At 38.6% G+C, this 21640-nt stretch carries 19 protein-coding genes; 5 read left to right on the top strand and 14 right to left on the bottom strand.

Annotation, left to right across the window (positions count from 1 at the left end; translation table 11 throughout):
- Positions 1–9: 9 nt before the first annotated feature.
- The 5 genes from HNQ43_RS06705 to HNQ43_RS06685 all read right to left on the bottom strand — a co-directional run bounded on the left by HNQ43_RS06705 (position 10) and on the right by HNQ43_RS06685 (position 4697).
- Positions 10–789 carry an enoyl-CoA hydratase-related protein gene (locus tag HNQ43_RS06705; protein ID WP_183376100.1) on the bottom strand — a complete coding sequence of 260 codons (780 nt, stop codon included), beginning with the start codon at positions 787–789 and terminating at the stop codon, positions 10–12.
- 67 nt (positions 790–856) lie between these two features.
- Positions 857–1693, bottom strand: coding sequence for a 3-hydroxyacyl-CoA dehydrogenase family protein (locus HNQ43_RS06700; RefSeq protein ID WP_183376097.1), 837 nt, complete (start codon positions 1691–1693; stop codon positions 857–859).
- A 14-nt stretch (positions 1694–1707) separates the two neighbouring features.
- Positions 1708–2736: an electron transfer flavoprotein subunit alpha/FixB family protein gene (locus HNQ43_RS06695; protein ID WP_183376093.1), complete on the bottom strand. Its 1029-nt coding sequence runs from the start codon at positions 2734–2736 to the stop codon at positions 1708–1710.
- A gap of 13 nt (positions 2737–2749) precedes the next feature.
- Positions 2750–3541 (bottom strand): electron transfer flavoprotein subunit beta/FixA family protein, encoded by a 792-nt coding sequence (locus HNQ43_RS06690; RefSeq protein WP_183376091.1) that lies wholly within the window; start codon positions 3539–3541, stop codon positions 2750–2752.
- A 16-nt stretch (positions 3542–3557) separates the two neighbouring features.
- On the bottom strand, positions 3558–4697 hold the full coding sequence (locus HNQ43_RS06685; protein WP_183376088.1) for an acyl-CoA dehydrogenase: 1140 nt from the start codon (positions 4695–4697) through the stop codon (positions 3558–3560).
- Between the two features lie 287 nt (positions 4698–4984).
- Between HNQ43_RS06685 and HNQ43_RS06680 the strand changes: the two genes are divergently transcribed.
- Positions 4985–6190, top strand: coding sequence for an acetyl-CoA C-acetyltransferase (locus HNQ43_RS06680; protein ID WP_183376085.1), 1206 nt, complete (start codon positions 4985–4987; stop codon positions 6188–6190).
- Between the two features lie 35 nt (positions 6191–6225).
- Here the strand turns inward: HNQ43_RS06680 and HNQ43_RS06675 are convergent, their stop codons facing one another.
- From HNQ43_RS06675 to HNQ43_RS06640, 8 genes are all read right to left on the bottom strand, one after another.
- Positions 6226–7305, bottom strand: a complete 1080-nt coding sequence (locus tag HNQ43_RS06675; protein ID WP_183376082.1) for a radical SAM/SPASM domain-containing protein — start codon at positions 7303–7305, stop codon at positions 6226–6228.
- A 46-nt stretch (positions 7306–7351) separates the two neighbouring features.
- Positions 7352–9499 (bottom strand): 1,3-beta-galactosyl-N-acetylhexosamine phosphorylase, encoded by a 2148-nt coding sequence (gene gnpA / locus HNQ43_RS06670; protein WP_183376080.1) that lies wholly within the window; start codon positions 9497–9499, stop codon positions 7352–7354.
- The gene (locus HNQ43_RS06665) at positions 9496–10980 is read right to left on the bottom strand and encodes a UDP-glucose--hexose-1-phosphate uridylyltransferase (RefSeq protein WP_183376078.1); all 1485 of its coding nucleotides are present in this window, start codon (positions 10978–10980) and stop codon (positions 9496–9498) included. Before HNQ43_RS06665 ends, gnpA begins: the two co-directional genes overlap by 4 nt.
- 10 nt (positions 10981–10990) lie before the next feature.
- Complete coding sequence (locus HNQ43_RS06660; RefSeq protein ID WP_183376075.1) at positions 10991–12082, bottom strand: ABC transporter ATP-binding protein; 1092 nt, start codon at positions 12080–12082, stop codon at positions 10991–10993.
- Between the two features lie 12 nt (positions 12083–12094).
- A complete protein-coding gene (locus HNQ43_RS06655) occupies positions 12095–12268 on the bottom strand; it encodes a DUF6903 family protein (protein WP_183376073.1) in 174 nt (57 codons plus the stop codon).
- A gap of 13 nt (positions 12269–12281) precedes the next feature.
- On the bottom strand, positions 12282–13157 hold the full coding sequence (locus tag HNQ43_RS06650; RefSeq protein ID WP_183376070.1) for a carbohydrate ABC transporter permease: 876 nt from the start codon (positions 13155–13157) through the stop codon (positions 12282–12284).
- 11 nt (positions 13158–13168) lie between these two features.
- Positions 13169–14050: a carbohydrate ABC transporter permease gene (locus HNQ43_RS06645; protein ID WP_183376067.1), complete on the bottom strand. Its 882-nt coding sequence runs from the start codon at positions 14048–14050 to the stop codon at positions 13169–13171.
- Positions 14051–14126: 76 nt separating this feature from the next.
- A complete protein-coding gene (locus HNQ43_RS06640; RefSeq protein ID WP_183376066.1) occupies positions 14127–15476 on the bottom strand; it encodes a carbohydrate ABC transporter substrate-binding protein in 1350 nt (449 codons plus the stop codon).
- Between the two features lie 208 nt (positions 15477–15684).
- Here HNQ43_RS06640 and HNQ43_RS06635 point away from each other — a divergent pair, with 208 nt between their 5' ends.
- The gene (locus HNQ43_RS06635; RefSeq protein WP_244957051.1) at positions 15685–17142 is read left to right on the top strand and encodes an arylsulfatase; all 1458 of its coding nucleotides are present in this window, start codon (positions 15685–15687) and stop codon (positions 17140–17142) included.
- 142 nt (positions 17143–17284) lie between these two features.
- Complete coding sequence (locus HNQ43_RS06630; protein ID WP_183376065.1) at positions 17285–18469, top strand: acetyl-CoA C-acetyltransferase; 1185 nt, start codon at positions 17285–17287, stop codon at positions 18467–18469.
- Positions 18470–18563: 94 nt separating this feature from the next.
- Here the strand turns inward: HNQ43_RS06630 and HNQ43_RS06625 are convergent, their stop codons facing one another.
- The gene (locus HNQ43_RS06625) at positions 18564–19349 is read right to left on the bottom strand and encodes a sulfite exporter TauE/SafE family protein (RefSeq protein ID WP_183376063.1); all 786 of its coding nucleotides are present in this window, start codon (positions 19347–19349) and stop codon (positions 18564–18566) included.
- 148 nt (positions 19350–19497) lie between these two features.
- Between HNQ43_RS06625 and HNQ43_RS06620 the strand changes: the two genes are divergently transcribed.
- Together HNQ43_RS06620 and HNQ43_RS06615 are read left to right on the top strand one after the other, a co-directional pair.
- Complete coding sequence (locus tag HNQ43_RS06620; protein ID WP_183376061.1) at positions 19498–20394, top strand: ROK family protein; 897 nt, start codon at positions 19498–19500, stop codon at positions 20392–20394.
- Positions 20395–20505: 111 nt separating this feature from the next.
- Positions 20506–21348 (top strand): AraC family transcriptional regulator, encoded by an 843-nt coding sequence (locus tag HNQ43_RS06615; RefSeq protein WP_183376059.1) that lies wholly within the window; start codon positions 20506–20508, stop codon positions 21346–21348.
- The last annotated feature ends 292 nt before the right edge of the window (positions 21349–21640 follow it).

Genomic DNA, 21640 nt, shown 5'->3' with positions numbered 1-21640 from the left:
GAAACCCTCCTATTTATTTTTAAATTCTTTTTCTTTTACCTTATTAACAAAGCATTCCATTCCATAAGTCTGATCTTCTGTAGCAAAACAATCAGAGAAGCGTTTTACCTCGATTTGAATACCGCTGTCGATATCTGTCTGAAGACCATCATTGATAGCTTTTTTTGCATAACTAACTGCAATAGGTGCATTCTTCGCAATGCCGTTTGCCATCTTTAAAACTGTTGGCATCAAATCTTCAGAAGAAACAACCGCATTGACTAAACCAATCGACAATGCTTTATCGGCCTTGATATTACGTGCTGTAAAAATCATTTCTTTTGCGATACCAGCTGGAACAAGTCGAGCTAAACGCTGAGTTCCGCCAAAACCAGGCGTGATCCCTAAACCTACTTCTGGTTGTCCGAATACTGCGTTTTCACTGGCAATACGAATATCACAGCTCATAGCCAGTTCGCAACCGCCGCCCAATGCGAAACCATTAACGGCCGCAATCACTGGACAATGCATCGTTTCGATCATACGGAAGATCTTATTTCCATAAGCACCATACTCAGCAGCTTCTTCAACATTTTTATCTTTCATTTCTGCAATGTCAGCACCGGCAACAAAACTTTTTGATCCTGCACCTGTGATGACCGCACAATACGTATCTGAATCCTTTTCAACTGTCTGAACTGCTTCTTCCAAATCTTTTAAAACAGCTGTGCTTAAAGCGTTCAAGGCTTTTTCGCGATTGATTGTAATAATAGAGATGTGTCCCTGTTTTTCTAAAATAACATTTTCCATGGTTTTTTCCTTTCTTTTTAAAAAGGCGAAACTGGAACGTTCCGCCTCAATTTCATCGATCTACCGATTAATATTTGTAGAAACCTTCTCCTGTTTTACGTCCTAACTTACCGGCACGAACCATTTTTCTCAATAACGTACTTGCACGATATTTAGAATCGCCTGTTTCATGATACAGTACATCCATAATAGCTTCTACGATATCCAAACCAATCAGGTCACCTAATGCCAGAGGGCCCATTGGATGGTTAGCTCCTAATTGCATAGCTGTATCAATATCGCTAGCCGAAGCAATACCTTCCTGAAGAATAAAAGTAGCTTCATTGATCATAGGTACCAAAATACGATTGACTACGAAACCTGGACCTTCATTAACTTCAACAGGAGTTTTTCCGATAGCTTTAGAGATCTCGATCACTTTGTCTTTGACTTCTGCAGGAGTATTTGCACCAGAAATAACTTCAACAAGTTTCATACGATCCGCAGGATTGAAGAAATGCATACCAATAACAGGATGTTTTACACCGTTAGCGATTTCCGTGATGCTTAAGCTGGAAGTATTCGAACCGAAGATGCAGTCATCTTTAACGATTTCATCTAATTTTGCGAACAGTTCTTTTTTTACATTCATAACTTCCAAAACCGCTTCAACGATCAAATCAGCATCTGCTAAATCTTCATAAACACCAGCTTTTAAATTTGCCTTAGCCTGATTTGCAGCTTCTTCAGTGATCTTTCCGCGAGAAACTAATTTATCTTTAGAAGCAAAGATCTTATTGACACCATTTTGTGCCCATTCCAATTTTACATCAACGACAGTTACCTGGTTACCAGCGCTCGCAAATGCATTTGCGATGCCTTGTCCCATAGTACCGGCGCCAACTACACCAACTTTTAATGTCATAGTGAATATCCTCCTTAAGCAGCTTTTGCTTTTTTGATTTCTTCAACTAATAATGGTAATACTTCATTAACGTCTCCAACAAATCCCATGTTGGCAATTGTGAAAATTTCAGCTTGAGGATCACGGTTGATTGCGATGATCATATCCGATTTTTCCATACCGGCAACATGCTGAACAGCTCCTGAAATACCACAAGCGATGTACAGAGAAGGACGGACAGTTTTACCAGTTTGTCCTACTTGTAAACTCTTGTCCATATAGCCGTCTTCAACAACAGCACGAGTAGCACATACTACACCATCTAACTCTTTTGCGCATGCCTGTAAAACATCTAAACATCCTTCAGCACCACGACCAGCACCGACAAGAATATTGGCTTTTGTGATATCTACACCTTCAATGATCTTTTCGACAACTTTTTCAATGGTTACTTGAGGAGTTGTTGTTTCCCATTGTGGCTGGAATGTTACAACTTCGCCTGTACGAGATTCATCAACTGGAGCCATATCAAATACTTTTGGACGAATTGTTGCCATTTGCGGACGAGTATCTGGACATACGATCGTACCAAATAAGTTTCCGCCGAATGTTGGACGAGTGACCAACAATAAAGCTTCTCCGTCTTTTGCTTTGTCAGTATCAATTTCGATCTTTGTTGCATCTGCCGTTAAACCAGCATTGATACGAGCCGCAACACGTGGAGCAAGGTCACGACCTAATACAGTAGCTCCCGTTAAGAAAGAATCTGGTTTGAATTCTTTGATGATCTGTGTCAGGGCATCTGTATAGAATTGTGTTGAGTAATCTTTTAGTAATTCATCATCCACGACAATCACTTTATCAGCCCCGTGAACAATGACTTCTTGTGCCTTATCAGTAATGTTAGAACCTAATAGAACACCTACGACCTGGTATCCCATTTCAGGAATGCTGGCTACAAGTTTTCTTGCTTCTGAAATCAACTCATAACCAACTTCTGCAATGGTTCCGTTTTTTTGTTCTACAAATACATAAATGTCTTTGTATCCTTCAAATTTTGCCATGTTGTTCTCCTTCCTACTTCGTGATCAATTGCTTTTCTTTTAAAGTACGAGCAATCAATTCAGCAGCTTCCTGTGCAGGCATATCATATGTTTTCGTTTCTGCACTAACATCTTTTGTAAATGTTGCATGAACTTTTGTAGGAGAACCTGCAAGACCTACTACAGAAAGGTCGAGATCCAAATCATCAAAAGTCATAATGTGTACTGGTTTATCAAAAGAATCCACAATATCATTACAGTTCATGTAACGAGGATTGTTCATTCCTGATAGAGTAGTCAATACACAAGGCATAGTCGAAGTTAAGATTTGTTCTTCTTCTTCCAAAGATTTCTTAACAGTGATCTTTTCTGGAGTCACGTCAATAATTTCATCCACATAGGTAATCTGTGGAAGGCCTAAACGTTCTGCAGTCTGAGGTCCTACCTGAGCTGTATCACCATCAATGGCTTGACGTCCGGCAATGATCAAGTCAAAACCGATTTTTTTCAAAGCAGCAGCAAGCGTACGACTTGTAGCACAAGTATCAGCACCACCTAAACGACGGTCAGTGATCAAATATGCTTCATCTGCCCCACGAGCAATTGTTTCCTGCAACATTCCTTTTGCTTGAGGCGGACCCATGGATACAACCGAAATCTTAACATCAGGATTTGCATCTTTTAATTGTAAAGCAGCTTCTAACCCAGCTAAATCATCAGGGTTGATGATACTAGGAACGCCATCACGAACCAATGTACCAGTATTCTTATCAACAGTGATTTCTGTAGAATCTGGTACTTGTTTTACTAGAACGACAATTTTCATATTCAACGATTCCTTTCTATCGTAATACCGCACCGGAGATAACCATACGTTGTACTTCAGATGTACCTTCGTAGATTTCAGTGATCTTGGCATCACGGAACATTCTTTCAACAGGCAGATCACGTGTATAACCATAACCACCCATCAACTGAATAGCTTTTGTAGTAACTTCCATAGCAACTTCAGCAGCGAATAATTTTGCTTCGGCAGCTAATACAGTATATGATTCCCCATTTTCTTTTGCCATGGCCGCACGATACACTAACATACGAGCTGCATCTGTCTTACATTGCATATCGGCAAGCTGGAATTGTGTATTCTGGAATTTAGAGATTGGTCGTCCAAACTGTTTACGAGCTTTAACATAAGGAACTACTTCATCAATAGCACCTTGTGCAATACCTAAAGCTTGAGCGGCGATACCGATACGACCACCGTCCAACGTCTGCATGGCAATCTTGAATCCCTGTCCTTCTTTACCTAATAAGTTTTCAACCGGGATCTCGACATTATTGAAAATCAACTCGCTCGTAGCTGAACCACGGATTCCCAATTTCTTTTCATGGAGACCAAAAGTAAATCCTGGCATTCCTTTTTCAACGATAAATGCTGAAATTCCATGAGTTCCTTTTGATTTGTCTGTCATCGCAAAGATGATATAAACATCTGCTTCTCCTGCATTAGTAATGAAGATCTTTGTTCCATTCAAAACATAATGATCTCCTTTTAATACTGCAGTAGTTTGCTGTCCAGCTGCATCTGTACCGGCATTAGGTTCTGTCAAACCGAAAGCAGCCAATTTCTTACCAGTACAAAGATCTGGAAGATATTTTTGTTTCTGTGCTTCAGTTCCGAATTGAGCAATCGGCCAAGTTCCTAATGATGTGTGTGCACTTAATACAACACCTGTCGTTGCACAAGTTTTAGAAAGTTCTTCCACAGCTAGAATGTAGCTTAAATAGTCGGCTCCTGCACCACCGTATTCGCGTGAATAAGGGATACCCAACATTTTCGCTTGACGCATAACTTCTACATTTTCTTTTGGAAAACGTTCGTTTTCGTCAACGTCGGCTGCGTTTTCTTTTACTTCGTTTTGCGCAACTTCTCTGAACAACTTCTGCATCATTTTCTGTTGTTCTGTCAAATTGAAATCCATAGATGAAGTTCTCCTTTCTTTTCCTGAACCATTCGATTTCTGGATATCGTGAGCATGAAAATGTATCAAAAAATTCTCATACAATGTTATTTTACTGAGATTGCCAACTTCCGTCAATAAGTTTGTGCAAAAATTAACAAGTTATTTTTCAAGGATTTTTCACTAGTATTTTGTTCATATTTTATGTAAACAAATGATGAAATTGAACAAAATTTCTTCAGTTGACAAATGTATATTTTATGACTTATTCTAAGCCTGTAAACTCATTGAGTAGAAAGGTTGAAACTATGAGAAAAGCTTATATTGTAGCCGCAAAACGAAGCGCTATCGGGACTTTTATGGGTTCTCTGACAGATGTGGAAGTGGCAGATTTTGGAGCTGCTGTATTAAAAGAGACAATAGCTCAAGCAAAGATCGATCCTAAAGATTTGGATGAAGTACTAATTGGTAATGTTATCGCTGCCGGTCTGGGGCAAAACATCGCCAGACATGTTGCCTTCAATGCCGGTATCCCCGTTGAAGTTTGTGCTCAATCAATCAATATGCTTTGCGGATCCGGTTTAAAAGCTGTTATGGAAGCATGCTTAAGGATCCAGGCAAATTTTGGTGATTTATATGTTGCTGGCGGCGTTGAATCCATGACTCGTGCACCTTTTTTGACTCCATACACGGTCCGTAAAGGTGTTAAAAGCGGAAATATGACGATGATCGATTCCATGTTGTTTGATGGATTGACAGATGCTATGTATGGCATCCATATGGGTGTTACAGCCGATAACATAGCAAAGAAGTATAACATATCACGAGAAGCACAAGATGAATTCGCTTTGGCTTCTCAACAAAAAGCTTTGGCTGCTATTGAATCTGGCCGATTCAAAGATGAGATCGTACCGATCACCTACAAAACGCGAAAAGGTGAAGTGGTTTTTGATACAGATGAACACCCTCGCCAAACCAGCTTAGAAAAACTTGCAAAGCTTCGTCCAGCCTTCTCTAAAGATGGTACAGTTACAGCCGGAAATGCATCCGGAATCAACGATGGTGCCAGTTTTACGATCGTTGCCAGTGAAGATGCCGTTAAAAAATATAATTTAAAACCAATTGCAGAAGTGATCGGATTTGGACAAGGCGGCGTCGATCCTCGTGTTATGGGCCTTGGTCCTACCCCTGCTATCTTGAATGCGTTAAAATATGCAAACAAAAAGATTGAGGACATGGAGCTCATTGAATTAAATGAAGCTTTTGCAGCACAGTCCCTAGGTGTGATCCACGAATTGGAAGAAGCTACCGGAATGGATCGTGAAGCATTCCTGAAGAAAACCAATGTCAACGGTGGTGCCATTGCGTTAGGGCATCCGGTTGGTGCTTCTGGAAACCGAATTCTAGTCACATTGCTTTATGAAATGAAAAAGCGAAATCTTAAAACCGGTCTTGCTTCACTTTGTATTGGAGGAGGACAAGGAGCCGCTGTTATCGTCAATATGTGCGAATAACAAAAGAAGCCATTTCGAATCGGCGAAATGGCTTTTTATATTGTCTTTGCAATCTTCAAAAATGTTAAAAACGACTCGTCTAAAAAATCTCGTAATCCACAATAACTTTGATCATAATATATCATATGGCATCGCTGACAATTTTGATGGCAATAATTTTGATAAGGGCAATCAAAGCAAGCATTGCTTAAAACGGATTCTCGATTCAAAAAAGATTTTGCTGTTTGAGAATTTTGAATTTGATCAATGGATTCTTCTAGGATATTACCGCAATACCATTTATCATAAGCATAAAAATCACAAGGATATACACTTCCATCCGACTCAACGACATTTTGAAAAGTACAGTTTCCAGTCATCCCGCATTGAAAAGGTTTCCTTCCTTGCAACAATAAAATCCAGTTATCAAATAATGAAATGCTGTAATACTGACCATTTTGAAACTCTTTGTACCAGAGACGAAATAAAACTTTATAAAACTGTGCAAACTGCCTCGGATTCAGCGAGTAATCGTTCTTGTCTGTTTCTAATGGCGGCAAACACGGAATCAATTGAACATAACGAAAGTCCTGCTCTTTAATCCATCTGAAATACTGCATAGGATGTTTTGAAAGTGTTGAGGTCAGGACAGTTAAAATATTGAAACGAACTTGATGTTTTTTCAAATTATCCATGTTTTTAAGAATTGTTTGGGAAGTCTTTTTGCCGTTTAACGTATGACGAAAACGATCATGATATTCATGTGGTCCATCTAAAGATATACCAACCAACACATCGTTCTTTTTAAAAAAATCACACCAATCGTCATCAATTAGAAGGCCGTTGGTCTGAAAAGAATAATGGATATTTGCACGTGTGCTAAGAATTTCGACCTCTTTTACAAATGTTTCAAAAAAACTCAAACCAGCTAATGTAGGTTCTCCACCTTGAAAGGCAAACGTCACATCATCAAAGGATGAACTTTGCTTGATCAAAGCACGTATTGTATCGAATGCGAGCTTGTCACGAGGTGTGGATCGCTGTTGATATGAATGAACATCTTTGTAAAAACAATATTTGCACTCCATATTACAAGCCGCAGAAACCGGCTTGATCAAAAACTGTATTGATTTCATAGAATCATTATACAAAAATAAGAGTGCAAATTGCACTCTTATCGATTTAATCCATATCAAACCATTGAATACCGCAAGCAGGAACATTTACATCAAATGAAGTTCCATCTCCCTTATAAATAGTAGATTGCTGCGGTTCATAAGTATTGTTCACAACACAGAAACTATGAGTAGATGGATAGACGTTGACATCTAAATTATAGTTTTCGCTATACCATTTTTTCAGATCTGCTTCTTTATGGGCAGCATAGTAAATGGCACGATACAATAAACGTGTATTTTCAAAGCTGAACGGAAGCCCGTTAATATACACAGAACGACCTTTTCCATATTCGTTGCAGGCAAGATTTACATGCAAATCTTTATCACGGATAACTGTCGTTTCCGGCAAGGCATAAACATTGTTGATGCATTCTCCCCAATCTTCATGTTCAAGCTGCTCCACGATAAAGTGATCATGCGTTTCCCAATTATACTTGTCTGTATGCAAAGTGAAACCTAATTCTTTATCCACCCCTAGCACATCATATAATGTAAAAAACTTTCCATTCTTTGCACAAGCTGTCGGTTCACCTACACCAATGAATCCTCCGCCTTGATCGACATATCGACGCAAGGTGGAAACAATCATTTCGTCAAACTCTTCTCCCCCACTGAAACTTGTATACGCTGAACCTACATTGATCAAGACATCTACATCATTTAATGTATCTGGATTTTTTCTAATATCATCAAAACTGATGAAGCGAACATGGAACGGGAATCCGCTCAACGCTTCCATCACGCCTGTATAGGAGTAGATCTGTTTGTACCAGATTGCGTGATGCACTAAATGTGTTCCCCAGCGTCTCAATTCGCCCCAACTATTCAATACACCGACGGTCATATGTGTGTATGGTTCTTGTTGATTGATATGTGAATACAATTCGCGGAATTCGTCGCAAACTTTTTCAATATAATCAATAAACTCTGGGAATTTTAAGGCAAGCTTTAAATACCCACCATATCCAATACGATCGACCGGACTTCTTAAAATGGCACGCCGTGCTGTAACCCAGTTGATCTTGGCTTCTTGTAGAGGATCTCCACCTTCATAGAATGTATCCGGGAAGAAGTATGGCAAGAATCTTCCTTCTGTGTACTTTACTCCTTGAATATCGGATATCAATCGCAAAGTAGTGCCAGATCCCACTGAACCAACTACTGCATCCAGTCCAATAGAGCTAAAATATTTGCCATATGGTTCTGTTCCAATCCAATGATCGCCCAAGAACATCATGGCCTCTTTCCCGTATTCATGACAGATATCTACAAATTTTTTCGCAAGCTTACAGACTTCACGTTGTTGAAAATCCATAAAATCCATATATTCTTTTGTAGGAACACAGAAAGTTGAGTTGTTGAATCCTTTATTGATGATATATTCCGGGCGGAAAGGATATCCTACCTCCTCTTCAAATTGTTTTAAGATATAAGGAGAAACAGAAGCGCTGTATCCAAACCAGTCAACATATTTTTCGCGCGCTTTTTCATCAAACTGAAGTGTGAATTGATGAAAGAAAGTCGTAAAACGAACTACGTTTACATCCGTTCTTTCTTCGCAGAAACGACGAAACTTATCTAAAACATATTTTTGGGTTTTCGGCTGACGAACATCATAAGTCATCTGATGTTCTTCGCCTTCCCATTCGTTGGTCAGGCTGTTATACATGTGAACCGGATCCCAAATCACAAAAGCCAAGAAACTCACAGTATAAGCATGATAAGGAATTGCGTTATGAATCGTTACCTCTCGCGTTTCTTCATCATAATCCCAGTCTTTGATCACTGTGTCTGTTGTACGATCAATCACTTCCCACCAACGATGGATATCATCAATCGTATTTGGTTTTAATTGCTCTGTATAGAAATGTTTCATAATACAGATTTTCAATTCTGAAGATTTGGCCGTAGTAAAATCACTCATTAAATACATTTGTTGGATTTCATCAGGATTCGCTTTAGCCCATTTGTTGTCTTTACGAGTAGTATAATATGTTGCATATTGTTTGATATCCATATTACGCAACTCATCTGGCATATCGGTGCCATCACAATCACGAATCGCATCCGCTTTCCAACGATTGATGATATCGATTGTCGCATCGATCACATCAACATCCGTAGGTACTGTAACTCTTCCTTTATCGATCATTTTAATGTCCCCTTTACTTTATCAATCAATTTAATAAAAGCTTTGTTTCCAATTTCGTCAAAAGAGAATATTCCGCAATGACGAAGTCCTTCTACAAATACAGCCGCAATTTCCTGTTGGAGATTTATCATTACTGTATCTTCATTCCATCTGTATTTCGATTGGATCGTATCTAGCCATTCTCTATGAGATTCAATCGATTCTGTATATTTTCCATACAATAAATAATCACGCATATCATTCATTTCTTGTTTTAAGCGAGCCGGCAAGACAGCAAGTCCCATCACCTCGATCAACCCTATATTTTCTTTCTTGATATGATGAACCTCTTCATGCGGATGAAAAATACCCAATGGATGTTCTTCATCGGTACGATTGTTTCGGAAAACAAGGTCTAATTCATATTGACCATTACGATACCTTGCGATGCTGGTAATCGTGTTATGCATTTGGTTTTCTGTACACGCCAGAACACCGACTGTTTGATCGTCATAATCTCTCCATATCTGAAGAATTCGATCAGCTAGATCAACGATGGCATCCGATGATGAAGAAGATAGACGAAGAACACTCAAAGGCCAATATAAACGCGATGCCATAACTCCGTTTCCGAAATCAAAAGTTTCGTAAGTTTTGGCATCTGCCATAGCAAAATTATAATTTCCTCCTTGAAAATGATCGTGCGATAAAATTGATCCGCCTACTATAGGAAGATCCGCATTCGATCCTAAAAAGTAATGAGGAAATTGTTTTACAAAATCAAATAAACGAATAAATGTCTGTCGACAAGTCTTCATCGGTGTATGTGATTTTGATAAAACGATGCAATGCTCGTTATAGTAAACATAAGGTGAATACTGCAAATACCAAGTATCATGATCTAAAGTCACCGGAATGACGCGATGATTGCTTCGGCCATCGCAACCGGCGTTTCCATGATAACCTTCGCATTCTTTACAAAGTACACATTGCGGATAACTCGTTGAAACAGTCGATTTTGCTTTTGCGATATCTCGAGGATCCTTTTCTGGTTTTGAAAGATTGATTGTAATGTCCATCGTACCATATTCAGTATCTGCTTTATACGATATATTTTTATCGATGCGATCTTTACGGATGTAGTTATCCGCAATACTCAGATGATAAAAATATGAAGTTGCCTCTTTAGGATCTAAGTTCCATTTATCGTAGAATGTTTGAATTAAATCCGATGGGCGTTTGACAAAACAATTCATGATCTCGCTATCAAAAGCATCACGATTTCTTAGCGTATCTTCAATGAGTCCTTTTTTTGAGGCATAATCACACAAAGGAGAAAGAAGATCGCTGACAGTACGATAAGGAATGCGATCCTCTGTCAATTCCCAGCTTTCTTCTTTCAATAAGGACAAAACTCGATTTCTCGCATAGATACGATCATAAGAAGTAATCAGTTCCTGTTCAATCGCATAGTCAAGCAATGTCTCTAGAATAGCTCTCATAAAGCTATCCTTAAATAATTCGATTTTCAGTTTCAGGATCGAAGAAGTGGATCTTGCTGAGATCCATTGTTAACTCAATATCTTCATGTCCTTTCACTTCTTGGCGAGATGGAATCTTAGCGTTCAATGGCTCTCCGTTATAAGTACCGTGAAGAATGTATTCATGACCTAAAAGTTCAGCAACATCGATATGATAAATAAAATGTCCAGAAGGATAAGTTTCCGCAACGATTCCTTCAGAATGCATATCTTCCGGACGGATACCTAAGACGACATTCTTACCATTATAAGCTTCCATTTTTTCATGGAACATTTTTGGGATATCGATAACGTGTTCTCCTGAAATAAACTGATGATCTTTGTATGTTCCATGAATGAAGTTAGTAGCTGGTGCTCCCAAAAAGCCTGCCACAAACATATTCGCTGGATTATTATAAATTTCCTTTGGAGTACCGATTTGTTGAATATATCCCGCCTTCATGACCACAATACGATCCGCCATCGTCATAGCTTCGGTCTGATCATGGGTTACATAGATAGAAGTGGCTCCAATTCTTTCATGTAGTTTAATGATCTCGCTGCGCATTTGAACACGAAGCTTAGCATCCAAGTTTGATAATGGTTCATCCATTAAAAATACTTTCGCATTACGAACGATGGCTCGACCTAAAGCAACACGCTGACGCTGTCCGCCGGACAACGCTTTTGGCTTACGGTCCAAATATGGCTCTATTTCCAAAATACGAGCAGCTTCTTTCACCCGCTTATCAATTTCATCTTTTGGAGTCTTACGCAGCTGTAAACCAAAAGCCATATTGTCATATACACTCATATGTGGGTATAGAGCATAGGACTGGAATACCATTGCGATATCACGATCTTTTGGTTCAATATCATTCATCAATTTTCCATCGATATAAAATTCACCAGCTGTAATATCTTCCAAACCGGCAATCATACGAAGCGTTGTAGATTTACCACATCCAGAAGGTCCAACGAAAACAATAAATTCTTTATCTTTGATCTCTAGATTAAAATCAAAAACAGCCTGAACATTATTGTCATATACTTTGTCAATATGTCTTAAAGACAATTCTGCCATTTTCAGTTCCTCCTATTGATATTTTCTGTTATATAAATAGATCAGAATCAAGATTCCAATGACGCCAACAATTTGTATCAGCAAATATTGGATTCCTACAGTTTTCTGACCATAAACGACCAAGCCAACACAGATAAAAAAGGCAACAAATTTTAAGATCGTCTTAAAAATATTACTTTCATACATAAGTGTTTCCTCCTTAGTCTTTTAAGCCACCTAGGCTCATACCTTGTGTCAGTTTTTTCTGAACGATGATATACAAAATCAAGGTTGGAACCATGGCAATAACTAAACCAGCGTACATCGTACCATAATCCGCTGCCGAACGCTGTGCCTGCATCAGGTTACGAAGACCGACAGACAATGTCGCATGTTCAGTATCTAACAACGTGAAAGCAACCATATACTCATTCCAATAAGATAAGAATTGGAACAAGATGACCGTAATGATGCTTGGACGAGCCATAGGAATCATGATCTTGGTCATCGTTTTAAAGAAACCGCATCCATCGATCAAAGCCGCTTCTTCATAAGCTTTCGGTAAGGACTGGAAATATCCAGACAATAGATATACTGTAAATGGTAAACTGGTTGAAGCATAGACAATAGCCAAAACCAATTTATTATCAATCAGGAAGTTGGTCAAACCTAACATGGTGTCTATATTGAATAAATTCATATAGATTGGCAATACAATATAGTTCATATTTATGAACAAACCAGCCATGAACAATAAGTTCAAGAACTTTTTCCCCTTAAATTTAAAACGAGCCAATACGTAAGAACACGGTAAAGCAACGACCAGCAAAATAACGAGTGCCATTGCAACAACAATGACAGTATTTAACAAATAATCACCCATTCTAGCTTTTTCAAAAGCTTTCACATAGTTTCCCCACTGTAAAACTTCTGGCCAAGCCCAAGGGTTGGAAGCGTTTAATTCAAGCTGGGTTTTTAAACTGGCTAAGAACACCCAGGCAATTGGGACAACAATTGTGATCGCGAAAACGATCATTACAAAGTAGATAAAGATTTTGTACCATGCATGAGGTGATAAATTCTTCATTTTTTTCATATCGACACCTCCTAAAACTGCATTGGATCACGTTTCGTGACTCGATTCAAAGCACCTGCCATGGAGAAAGCAAGAATAAATGTCATAACTCCAATGGCCATACCATATCCAAGGTTTCCAGAGAAGGCCTTAGAATACATATAATTCAACATAACTTGCGTTCCAAATTGACCGTTTGTATTTACTTGAACGAACAAGAAACTCAAATTGATCGTTGAAATAACAAAGAAAGTTAATGTTTGACGAATATTATCCCAAATCAACGGCAAGGTGATCATGAAAAATTGTTTAAATTTCCCTGCTCCTTCCAAAGCTGCCGCTTCGTATAAGTTTTCAGGAATAGAAGTCATGCTGGCCATATACATAACCATGTAATAACCAATGGCTTGCCAAACCAACGCACCAATAATGGAGAAAATAATGATTTCAGGATCTCCCATCCACTGACGAGTCAAAGCATCAAGGCCAATGGAAGATAACAACGTATTTAATAAGCCATTGCTTGGGGCATAGATGGCAGAGAAAATTCCCGCAATAATAACGATATTTAAAATATTTGGGATGTAAAAAATGATACGGAATAAGTTTTTACCCTTGAATTCTTCTCGAGTTAATAATGTCGCAAAGAATATTGCCAACACAATCGTAAACATTGTGATAACAACAATGATCAAGATCTGATTTTGAATTGATTCAAGGAAAATGGAGTCATTGAACAAAGTTTTGAAATTTTTTAATCCAATGAACGTCTCATCACCTACAAAGCTTGATTTTTGATACAGAGAATATCGGAATACCTGGATCGTAGGAATTACAATAAACAGAGTAACGAGAATCAGAGCAGGTGCCAGACATGCAGCAACAAAGCGCGATTGTGCTTTCTTTTTTGTCATTTTGTCCTCCTTATCTCTCTAGTTTAAATAAAGCGGTGAAAGAATCACCGCTTTATGTTTTCATATCACTGTTTTTTTATTCTGCAGACAGAGGGTTTTCACGTAATGTCGTCCAGAGTTCTGTCAGTGATTCTTGCCATGTATCAACAGTAACGCCTTCTTTACCACTTGCGATTTCTTCGATAGGACCATAAATCGTTCCTTTGAAGTCAACATCTGGAACAGCTGTTGCATCATAAGCGGCATATGTACCGGATACTGCTTTTACACCTTCCATGTTATAAACATCAAACAGACCTTTTAACTGTTCATCAACTAACAAGCTTGCAGAATCTTTTCTAGGTGAAACGATATTGTGAGATGCGAAAATCTGAGCGGCATCTTCAGAGTATAAGAACTTGATAAACGCTTTGGCGTCATCAGCATTTGCAGCTTCTGCAGGGATCCAAACAGTTTCAGTCATTGTAGTAACTACGCGATCTCCACCTTCTTCAAATGCAGGTAAAGGCATTACACCCCAAGAGAATCCTTCAGGAGTCGTTTCAGCCATTTCGGCAACGATCCAAGATCCGTTTGGCATAAATACGGCTTTACCATCGATCATAGACTGCTGGTTAACAGTAAATCCACCATCAACGTTAGCGTTAGCTACTGTATCTTTTTCAAGATATTCAGGACCAACTAATTTAGCGATCGTTTCAAGAATCAGTTTTCCTTCATCGGAATCCCAAGTTCCTTCACCGTATTTCAATGCGTTCTGGAAGTATTCTTCTCCACCTGCCTGGTATAACATACCTAACAATGTATTATCAAAGTAACCTCTGATTGGATATGTAAACAAATATTTGTTTGCATCTTCAGAATGAACCTGATCACCTAAAGCAAACATTTCATCCCAAGTTGTAGGAAGCTGATCTTCACTTAATTCCGCTTTATTGTAGTATAAACCAGCTGGAGTATACATGATTGGAGCTAAGTAACTCTTTCCATCGCCAAAATATTCAGCTGTTGGTGAAGTAATAGAAGTATCAATTTCATCTGCTACTTCTTCCATTACATCACTGATATCCATTACTTTATTGCTGTTCAGCATAGATTCAGTGTAGTTAGATGCCTGTCCCAAGTTGTAGTAAACAAGGTCTGCATACTTGCCGGAAGCATTGTCTTTTTGCATTTCCTGATCGATTTCTTTGCTCCAGCGGATCTGAACATCAACATCAGGATTTGCTTCTTCAAAAGCAGCAGCTGCTTCTTCTAAGAACTCTGTACCATTTCCACCTTCGAAAGCGTCAAAAGCTAAAATACGCTGTCCATCTTCGTTAGTAGGAACTTCAGCTTCTGCTGTATCAGAGCCCCCTGAGCTACAACCAGTAACAAGTGTAGCCATAGCCAGAGCTACAGCCCCAACTCTATAAAATTTGTTCATATTATCCTCCTCCTCTAAATAATTAGAACTTCATTTGATTTCAGTATAAAGAAATGTAAGCGCTTTTACTACACGATTCTTGTTAGTTTTTTTAGAAATATTGCTTTTTCGTAAAAATCCACAAAATTCTGAAATAATTAACAAATTATGATATACTACAAAAAGTATAATGATTTAGATTAAAAACATCACCGTCAAGGAGGATCTCATGATGAAAAAAAAGCCAAATATCGTTTTACTGATGTGTGATCAGTTTCGCGGAGATTGCCTCTCAATAGCCGGTCATCCAGATGTCCAAACCCCATATTTAGATTCCATTGGAAGCGATGGGACCGTATTTGATCATGCGTATAGCGCTACGCCAAGCTGTATTCCGGCAAGAGCTGCCATTTTTACAGGTCGCAGTCAAATTGGTCATGGTCGTGTTGGCTACGAAGATGGTATCGACTGGAATTATACACATTACTTGGCTGAAGAATTTTCAAAAGCTTCTTATCAAACTGAGTGTATCGGCAAAATGCATGTCCATCCTCCGAGACTTACATGCGGTTTTGGACATGTTCGCTTACACGATGGTTACTTGCATAATTTAAGACAAGATTCCATTCCTCATTGGATGCACCAGGAAGTTTGCGATGATTATTTATTTGATTTAAAAAATGCAGAAGGTTTACAAGCTGATGTGAATGCTTCTGGACTGGAGTGCAATTCTTGGATTACCCATCCATGGACATATGATGAAAAAATCCATCCGACCAACTGGGTCAGTGATGAAAGCTTACGCTTTTTGGATACCAGAGATCGTACAAAACCATTTTTCATGATGTCATCTTTCTTGCGCCCTCATCCTCCTTTAGATCCGCCGCAAACGTATTACGATTTATATAAAGATAGAGATTTGCGATCTCCCGCAAAGGGTGATTGGGATGATCCGTCAAAAACTGTAGAACATCATTTTGAAACAAACTCGATTTATGGTAAAGACGATGATCGTATACAACACGATGTCATGGCAGGATACTATGCTTGCATCACACATGTCGATCACCAAATTGGGCGCATCCTGTTTAAGTTGCAGGAACAAGGTATATTAGAGGATACGATCATACTGTTTGTCAGCGACCACGGAGAAATGTTATTTGATCATAGTTTATGGAGAAAGGTTTTCCCTTATCAAGGAAGCGTTCATATCCCGTTTTTAATGCGAATTGGAAAGAATATCTTGCCAAAACAAAAGAAATTAATACACGAAGTGGTAGAATTGCGCGATATCATGCCAACCTTGCTTGATCTTTGCGATCTTCCAATTCCCGATACTGTGGATGGAAACTCCCTGGTTCCCCTTTTGACGGAAGAGAAAGATTCGCTTCGTGACTATATTCATGGTGAACATAGTTTTCATTCCGGCTTATCAAATCATTATATTGTGACAAGACAATATAAATATATATGGTATAGCCAGACCGGAATTGAACAATTCTTTGATTTAGAAAAGGACCCACAAGAAACACATAATGCGATCACGGATCCTGAATACGAATGCATTATTCAATCCTTACGAAAAACTTTGATCAAAGAATTATCCAACCGACCGGAAGGTTACAGTGATGGAAAGCAATTGATCGTGGGAAAAACACCTGTTAATATGATCAAGTATAGACCATAAAGGGCTTAAATGCCCTTTTTCTTTTGTTCAAAAACCAGAAAAATTAACTTGTGAAAAAATTATTTTGTTCATTGATTTTCCCCACTTCCTATGATAAAGTCAAAGGTGGTAAGAAATACCTTAAACAAATGGAGGAAAAGTCATGAGTAAAAAAATTGTATTAGCCGGTGCTTGCCGTACAGCCATTGGAAAAATGGGTGGTGCTCTAAGCAATACACCAGCTGCTGACTTAGGAGCGATCGTAATCAAAGAAGCTCTAAATCGTGCCGGAGTTAAACCGGAACAAGTTGATGAAGTCTTAATGGGATGCGTTATTCAAGCTGCACAAGGACAAAACGTTGCCCGTCAAGCATCCATCAAAGCTGGGTTGCCAATTGAAGTTCCTGCTGTAACTTTAAATGTTGTTTGTGGATCTGGATTAAACTGCGTCAACCAAGCGGCTGCCATGATCAAAGCTGGTCAAGCCGATATCGTCGTAGCCGGTGGTATGGAAAATATGTCTATGGCACCATTTGCGCTGAATAAGGCTCGTTTTGGATATCGCATGAACAACGGTGTTTTGGTAGATACTATGATCAACGATGCATTGACAGATGCCTTCAATCACTATCATATGATGATCACAGCTGAAAATATCTGTGATCAATGGGAACTCACTCGTGAAGAGTTAGATGCTTTCTCTGCAAATTCTCAACAAAAATGTGAAAAAGCCCAGGCTGAAGGAAAATTTGATGATGAAATCGTTCCGGTTCCTGTAAAAGTTAAGAAAGAAATCGTTGAATTCAAGAAAGACGAAGGACCACGTGCCGGTACGACACCAGAAACTTTGGCAAAACTTCGTTGTTGTTCTGGTAAAGAAGGCGGCCTGGTTACAGCTGGTAATGCATCCGGTATCAACGATGGAGCTGCCGCAATCGTAGTTATGAGCGAAGAAAAAGCAAAAGAACTTGGCGTTACTCCAATGGCTACTTGGGTTGATGGCGCTTTAGCTGGAGTTGATCCTACAATTATGGGTATCGGTCCTGTTGCCGCAACAAAAAAGGTTATGGCCCGCACAGGTTTGAGTGTAGATGACATGGATTTAATTGAAGCAAACGAAGCATTTGCTGCTCAGTCTGTTGCAGTTGCTAAAGAGTTGAATTTTGATATGGATAAAGTCAATGTCAATGGTGGAGCCATTGCCTTAGGACACCCGGTTGGTGCAAGCGGATGCCGTATCTTAGTCACCTTGTTACACGAAATGCAGAAACGTGATGCGAAGAAAGGTTTAGCGACTCTTTGTATCGGTGGCGGTATGGGTTGTGCCACAATCGTTGAACGCGACTAAAAAGTATATTTACTACATAATAAAAAGCTGTATCTTTTTTGATCAAGCCATCAAGAAAGCATTACAGCTTTTTTTTTACTTTCTAATTGAAATGTTAGATGTTTGTATAATGGAAAATATTATAAACGTTGATACAGATAATCAAGACCATTAATCCAATAAACAATTTATCTACTGTTTTCTCATCAATCTTTTTATTGATCTTTCTTCCAAAAATCCCACCTAGAATTCCACAAACAACCATACCTGCCAACAATAGGATCTCTATCGAAGGAATCCCGCTCAAGAGATTGCTAATCAAACTCGCCCCCTGAGAGAACAATATTATATAGAGCGAGTTTTGAGCAGCTTCTTTTGTTTTCATGGTAAAGAAATAATAAAGAACAACTAGATTGATAGGTCCGCCCCCAATACCTAAAAAAGAAGAGAAACATCCCAATATTAATCCAATCAACAAACAAGAAACAATATTCGTGATGTGGAGTGTTCGAATCTTCTCTTTATTAATTGTATAGATCAAAGTTCCTAATGTGATCAATAACAAGATGGCCGCCTGCACCGCTCCAGCTGTATTTGGAGTTTCAAACAAAGAGGCAACAAAGCCGAATAATTCTTTCCCGATCAGCCCGCCGACGGCAGCCCCTATCGCCAAAGGTGTTCCAATCTTCATATTTACAGAAGAATCTTTCGCAATAAAACTTTTACAAACCGAGTAAGTGGTCATAGATAAAACCGTACAACCTGATAAAATATTGATCACGGAAACATCTAAAACGCCAAACGCATCCATGACTGGTTTAATAATGATGCCGCCTCCGATACCGCAGATAGCACCTATAATCGAAGCAAAGAAACTGATCAAGAAAAACAATAGATACATAGTGTCACCACTTTTCCTTTTTCAAATATTTTATAACAAATTCAGTGTATTATTTAAAAATATCTTGTTCTTTTCTTTAGATGAATTGCCATTCGATCATTCATAAACCAAAAATTCGTTTATAATATAAAAAAAGGAGTGCTATATCATGAGAACGTTTATTGCAGTGGACCTAGGTGGAACCAACATCCGTGCCGCTATCGTACAAGAGGATGGAGAAATCTTAGATGTCCAAAAAAAGAAAACCGAAGCGCATTTAGGTAAAGAGCATGTTATGCAGACGATGGAAGATTTGATTGCTTCATTGGATGGTTATCAAGAAGCAGAAGGTATCGGTTTGGGAATACCAGGACCAACAGATACGGTCAATGGAAAAATCATCATTTCAAATAATTTACCAGATTTAATTGGATATCCGATCGCGGATCATATTCAAAACCGTTTCCATAAGCCCACTTTTATGGCAAACGATGTCAAAGTGGCCGGTTTAGCTGAGGCATTGCTTGGAGAAGGTCGAGGTAAGAAAAACGTATACTTTATGACAATTTCAACTGGCGTAGCCGGAGCCATGATACTGGATGGAAAAGTGCTTTCTGGATTCCATGGTCATGGTGGAGAAATTGGAAATGCAATCATAGATCCCACTCGGGCACCAATTGCCGGCTTAAATCCAGGAGCCGCTGAATCTTGGGTTTCTGGTCCTGCCATCGTCCGTGAGGGGAATCAAGCTTGCGGCAAACAATTTGAACATGCTGGTCAATTATTTGAGGCTGCTGCTACTGATCCAAATGCCAAAAAAGTCGTGGAAAGATTCAAAGATGATTTAGCCGTTCTATTGGCTAATGTTTGTTTTGTCTGTGACCCAGAAATGATTTTGATTCAAGGAGGCGTAATGAAATCTAGTGCAGACTTCTTGGACGATGTTCAAGAGAGGATGCGAAATTTATTATTCCCTGGAATGCGAGAAACTGTACTGGCAAGTGCTACCATAGAAGAACCGGGCCTTGTTGGAGCAGCAATGCTTGCTAAATCTCAAATGGATTAAATGAAATGTAAGATGATTTCATTAACAATAATTTAAACCGATCATAATGATCGGTTTTTTTTATTATATTGCGTTATTGAAAATGTTGCGCAACAAATTTATAATATAACTATGCCAAATCAACGGTACATCATCAATGAAAAATCATTTGATAATATCAAAATGAATCTTATTTATATTTCTCAAGCTATCTATGGAGATGACTGGCACAGCAAACAACACATGCATCACTGCACTGAGTTGTTTTATGTTACAAGGGGAAAAGGATTATTTCAAACTGCCAATGAAACATTACATCTAAAAGAAGATGATCTAGTCATCGTCAACCCCAATGTAAGTCATACAGAACTGGGATATGAGAATAATCTGTTTGAATACATCGTATTAGGTTTTGAGGGTACAGAATTTTATGAGAAAGGATTAAAACTCGAAAATGATGTTTTTTGTGCTAATTACCAAGACTATAAACATGAGATTTTGTTTTATTTAAAAACATTACTTTTAGAAGTAAAAAACCAAGAACCTTACTACCAGGAACAATGTCAAAATCTACTAGAGCTATTAATTATCAATATTATCCGCCGTTCAAAGATTGAATTGCATATCTCGCCAAGTAAAAAAGTAAATCGAGAATGTATTTTTGTCGAAAACTATATCAATGAGCACTATAAGGAAAATATTACGTTAGATAATCTAGCCGAAGCCGCTTATGTCAACAAGTATTATCTAGCCCATACATTTAAAAAACAAAAAGGAATATCCCCTATCAACTATCTTTTAGAGAAACGAATCGAGGAAGCCAAAATTCTTCTTCGCACCACTAATCTTTCCGTCAACGAGATCAGTCAGATCGTCGGCTTTTCCAGTCAGTCCTATTTTGCACAGAGTTTCAAACGAACAATGCATAAGACTCCATTAGAATACCGACGCGAGCACATGACGAATCAAGCCTAAACAAAAAGGGTTGTGTCAAAAAATTGACACAACCTCTTTTTGGCGCTTTAAATTCTGTTGGGGTTTTCCTAAATTCAATTTAAATCAAATTGGGGTGATTTCACCCCAATTTGTTTTTAAAGGCTCGATTCTATGTATTTCTCCATAACGATTCTCAGTTTGATTTTTTATATTTTCCTCTTGGTTTTCCTTTTCGTTTGATGACTCTTTGTTTCTTATTTGGCGAATATCTTTGACTATGATTCTGAGAGTACATGATCTTGTTCCGCGCTCTCTCAAAGTTCACAAATCC

Source organism: Faecalicoccus acidiformans, assembly GCF_014202635.1.
Taxonomy (GTDB): Bacteria; Bacillota_I; Bacilli_A; order Erysipelotrichales; family Erysipelotrichaceae; genus Faecalicoccus; species Faecalicoccus acidiformans.
Note: the sequence above shows the minus strand (reverse complement) of the source record. Positions and strands in the feature narration are given on the sequence as shown.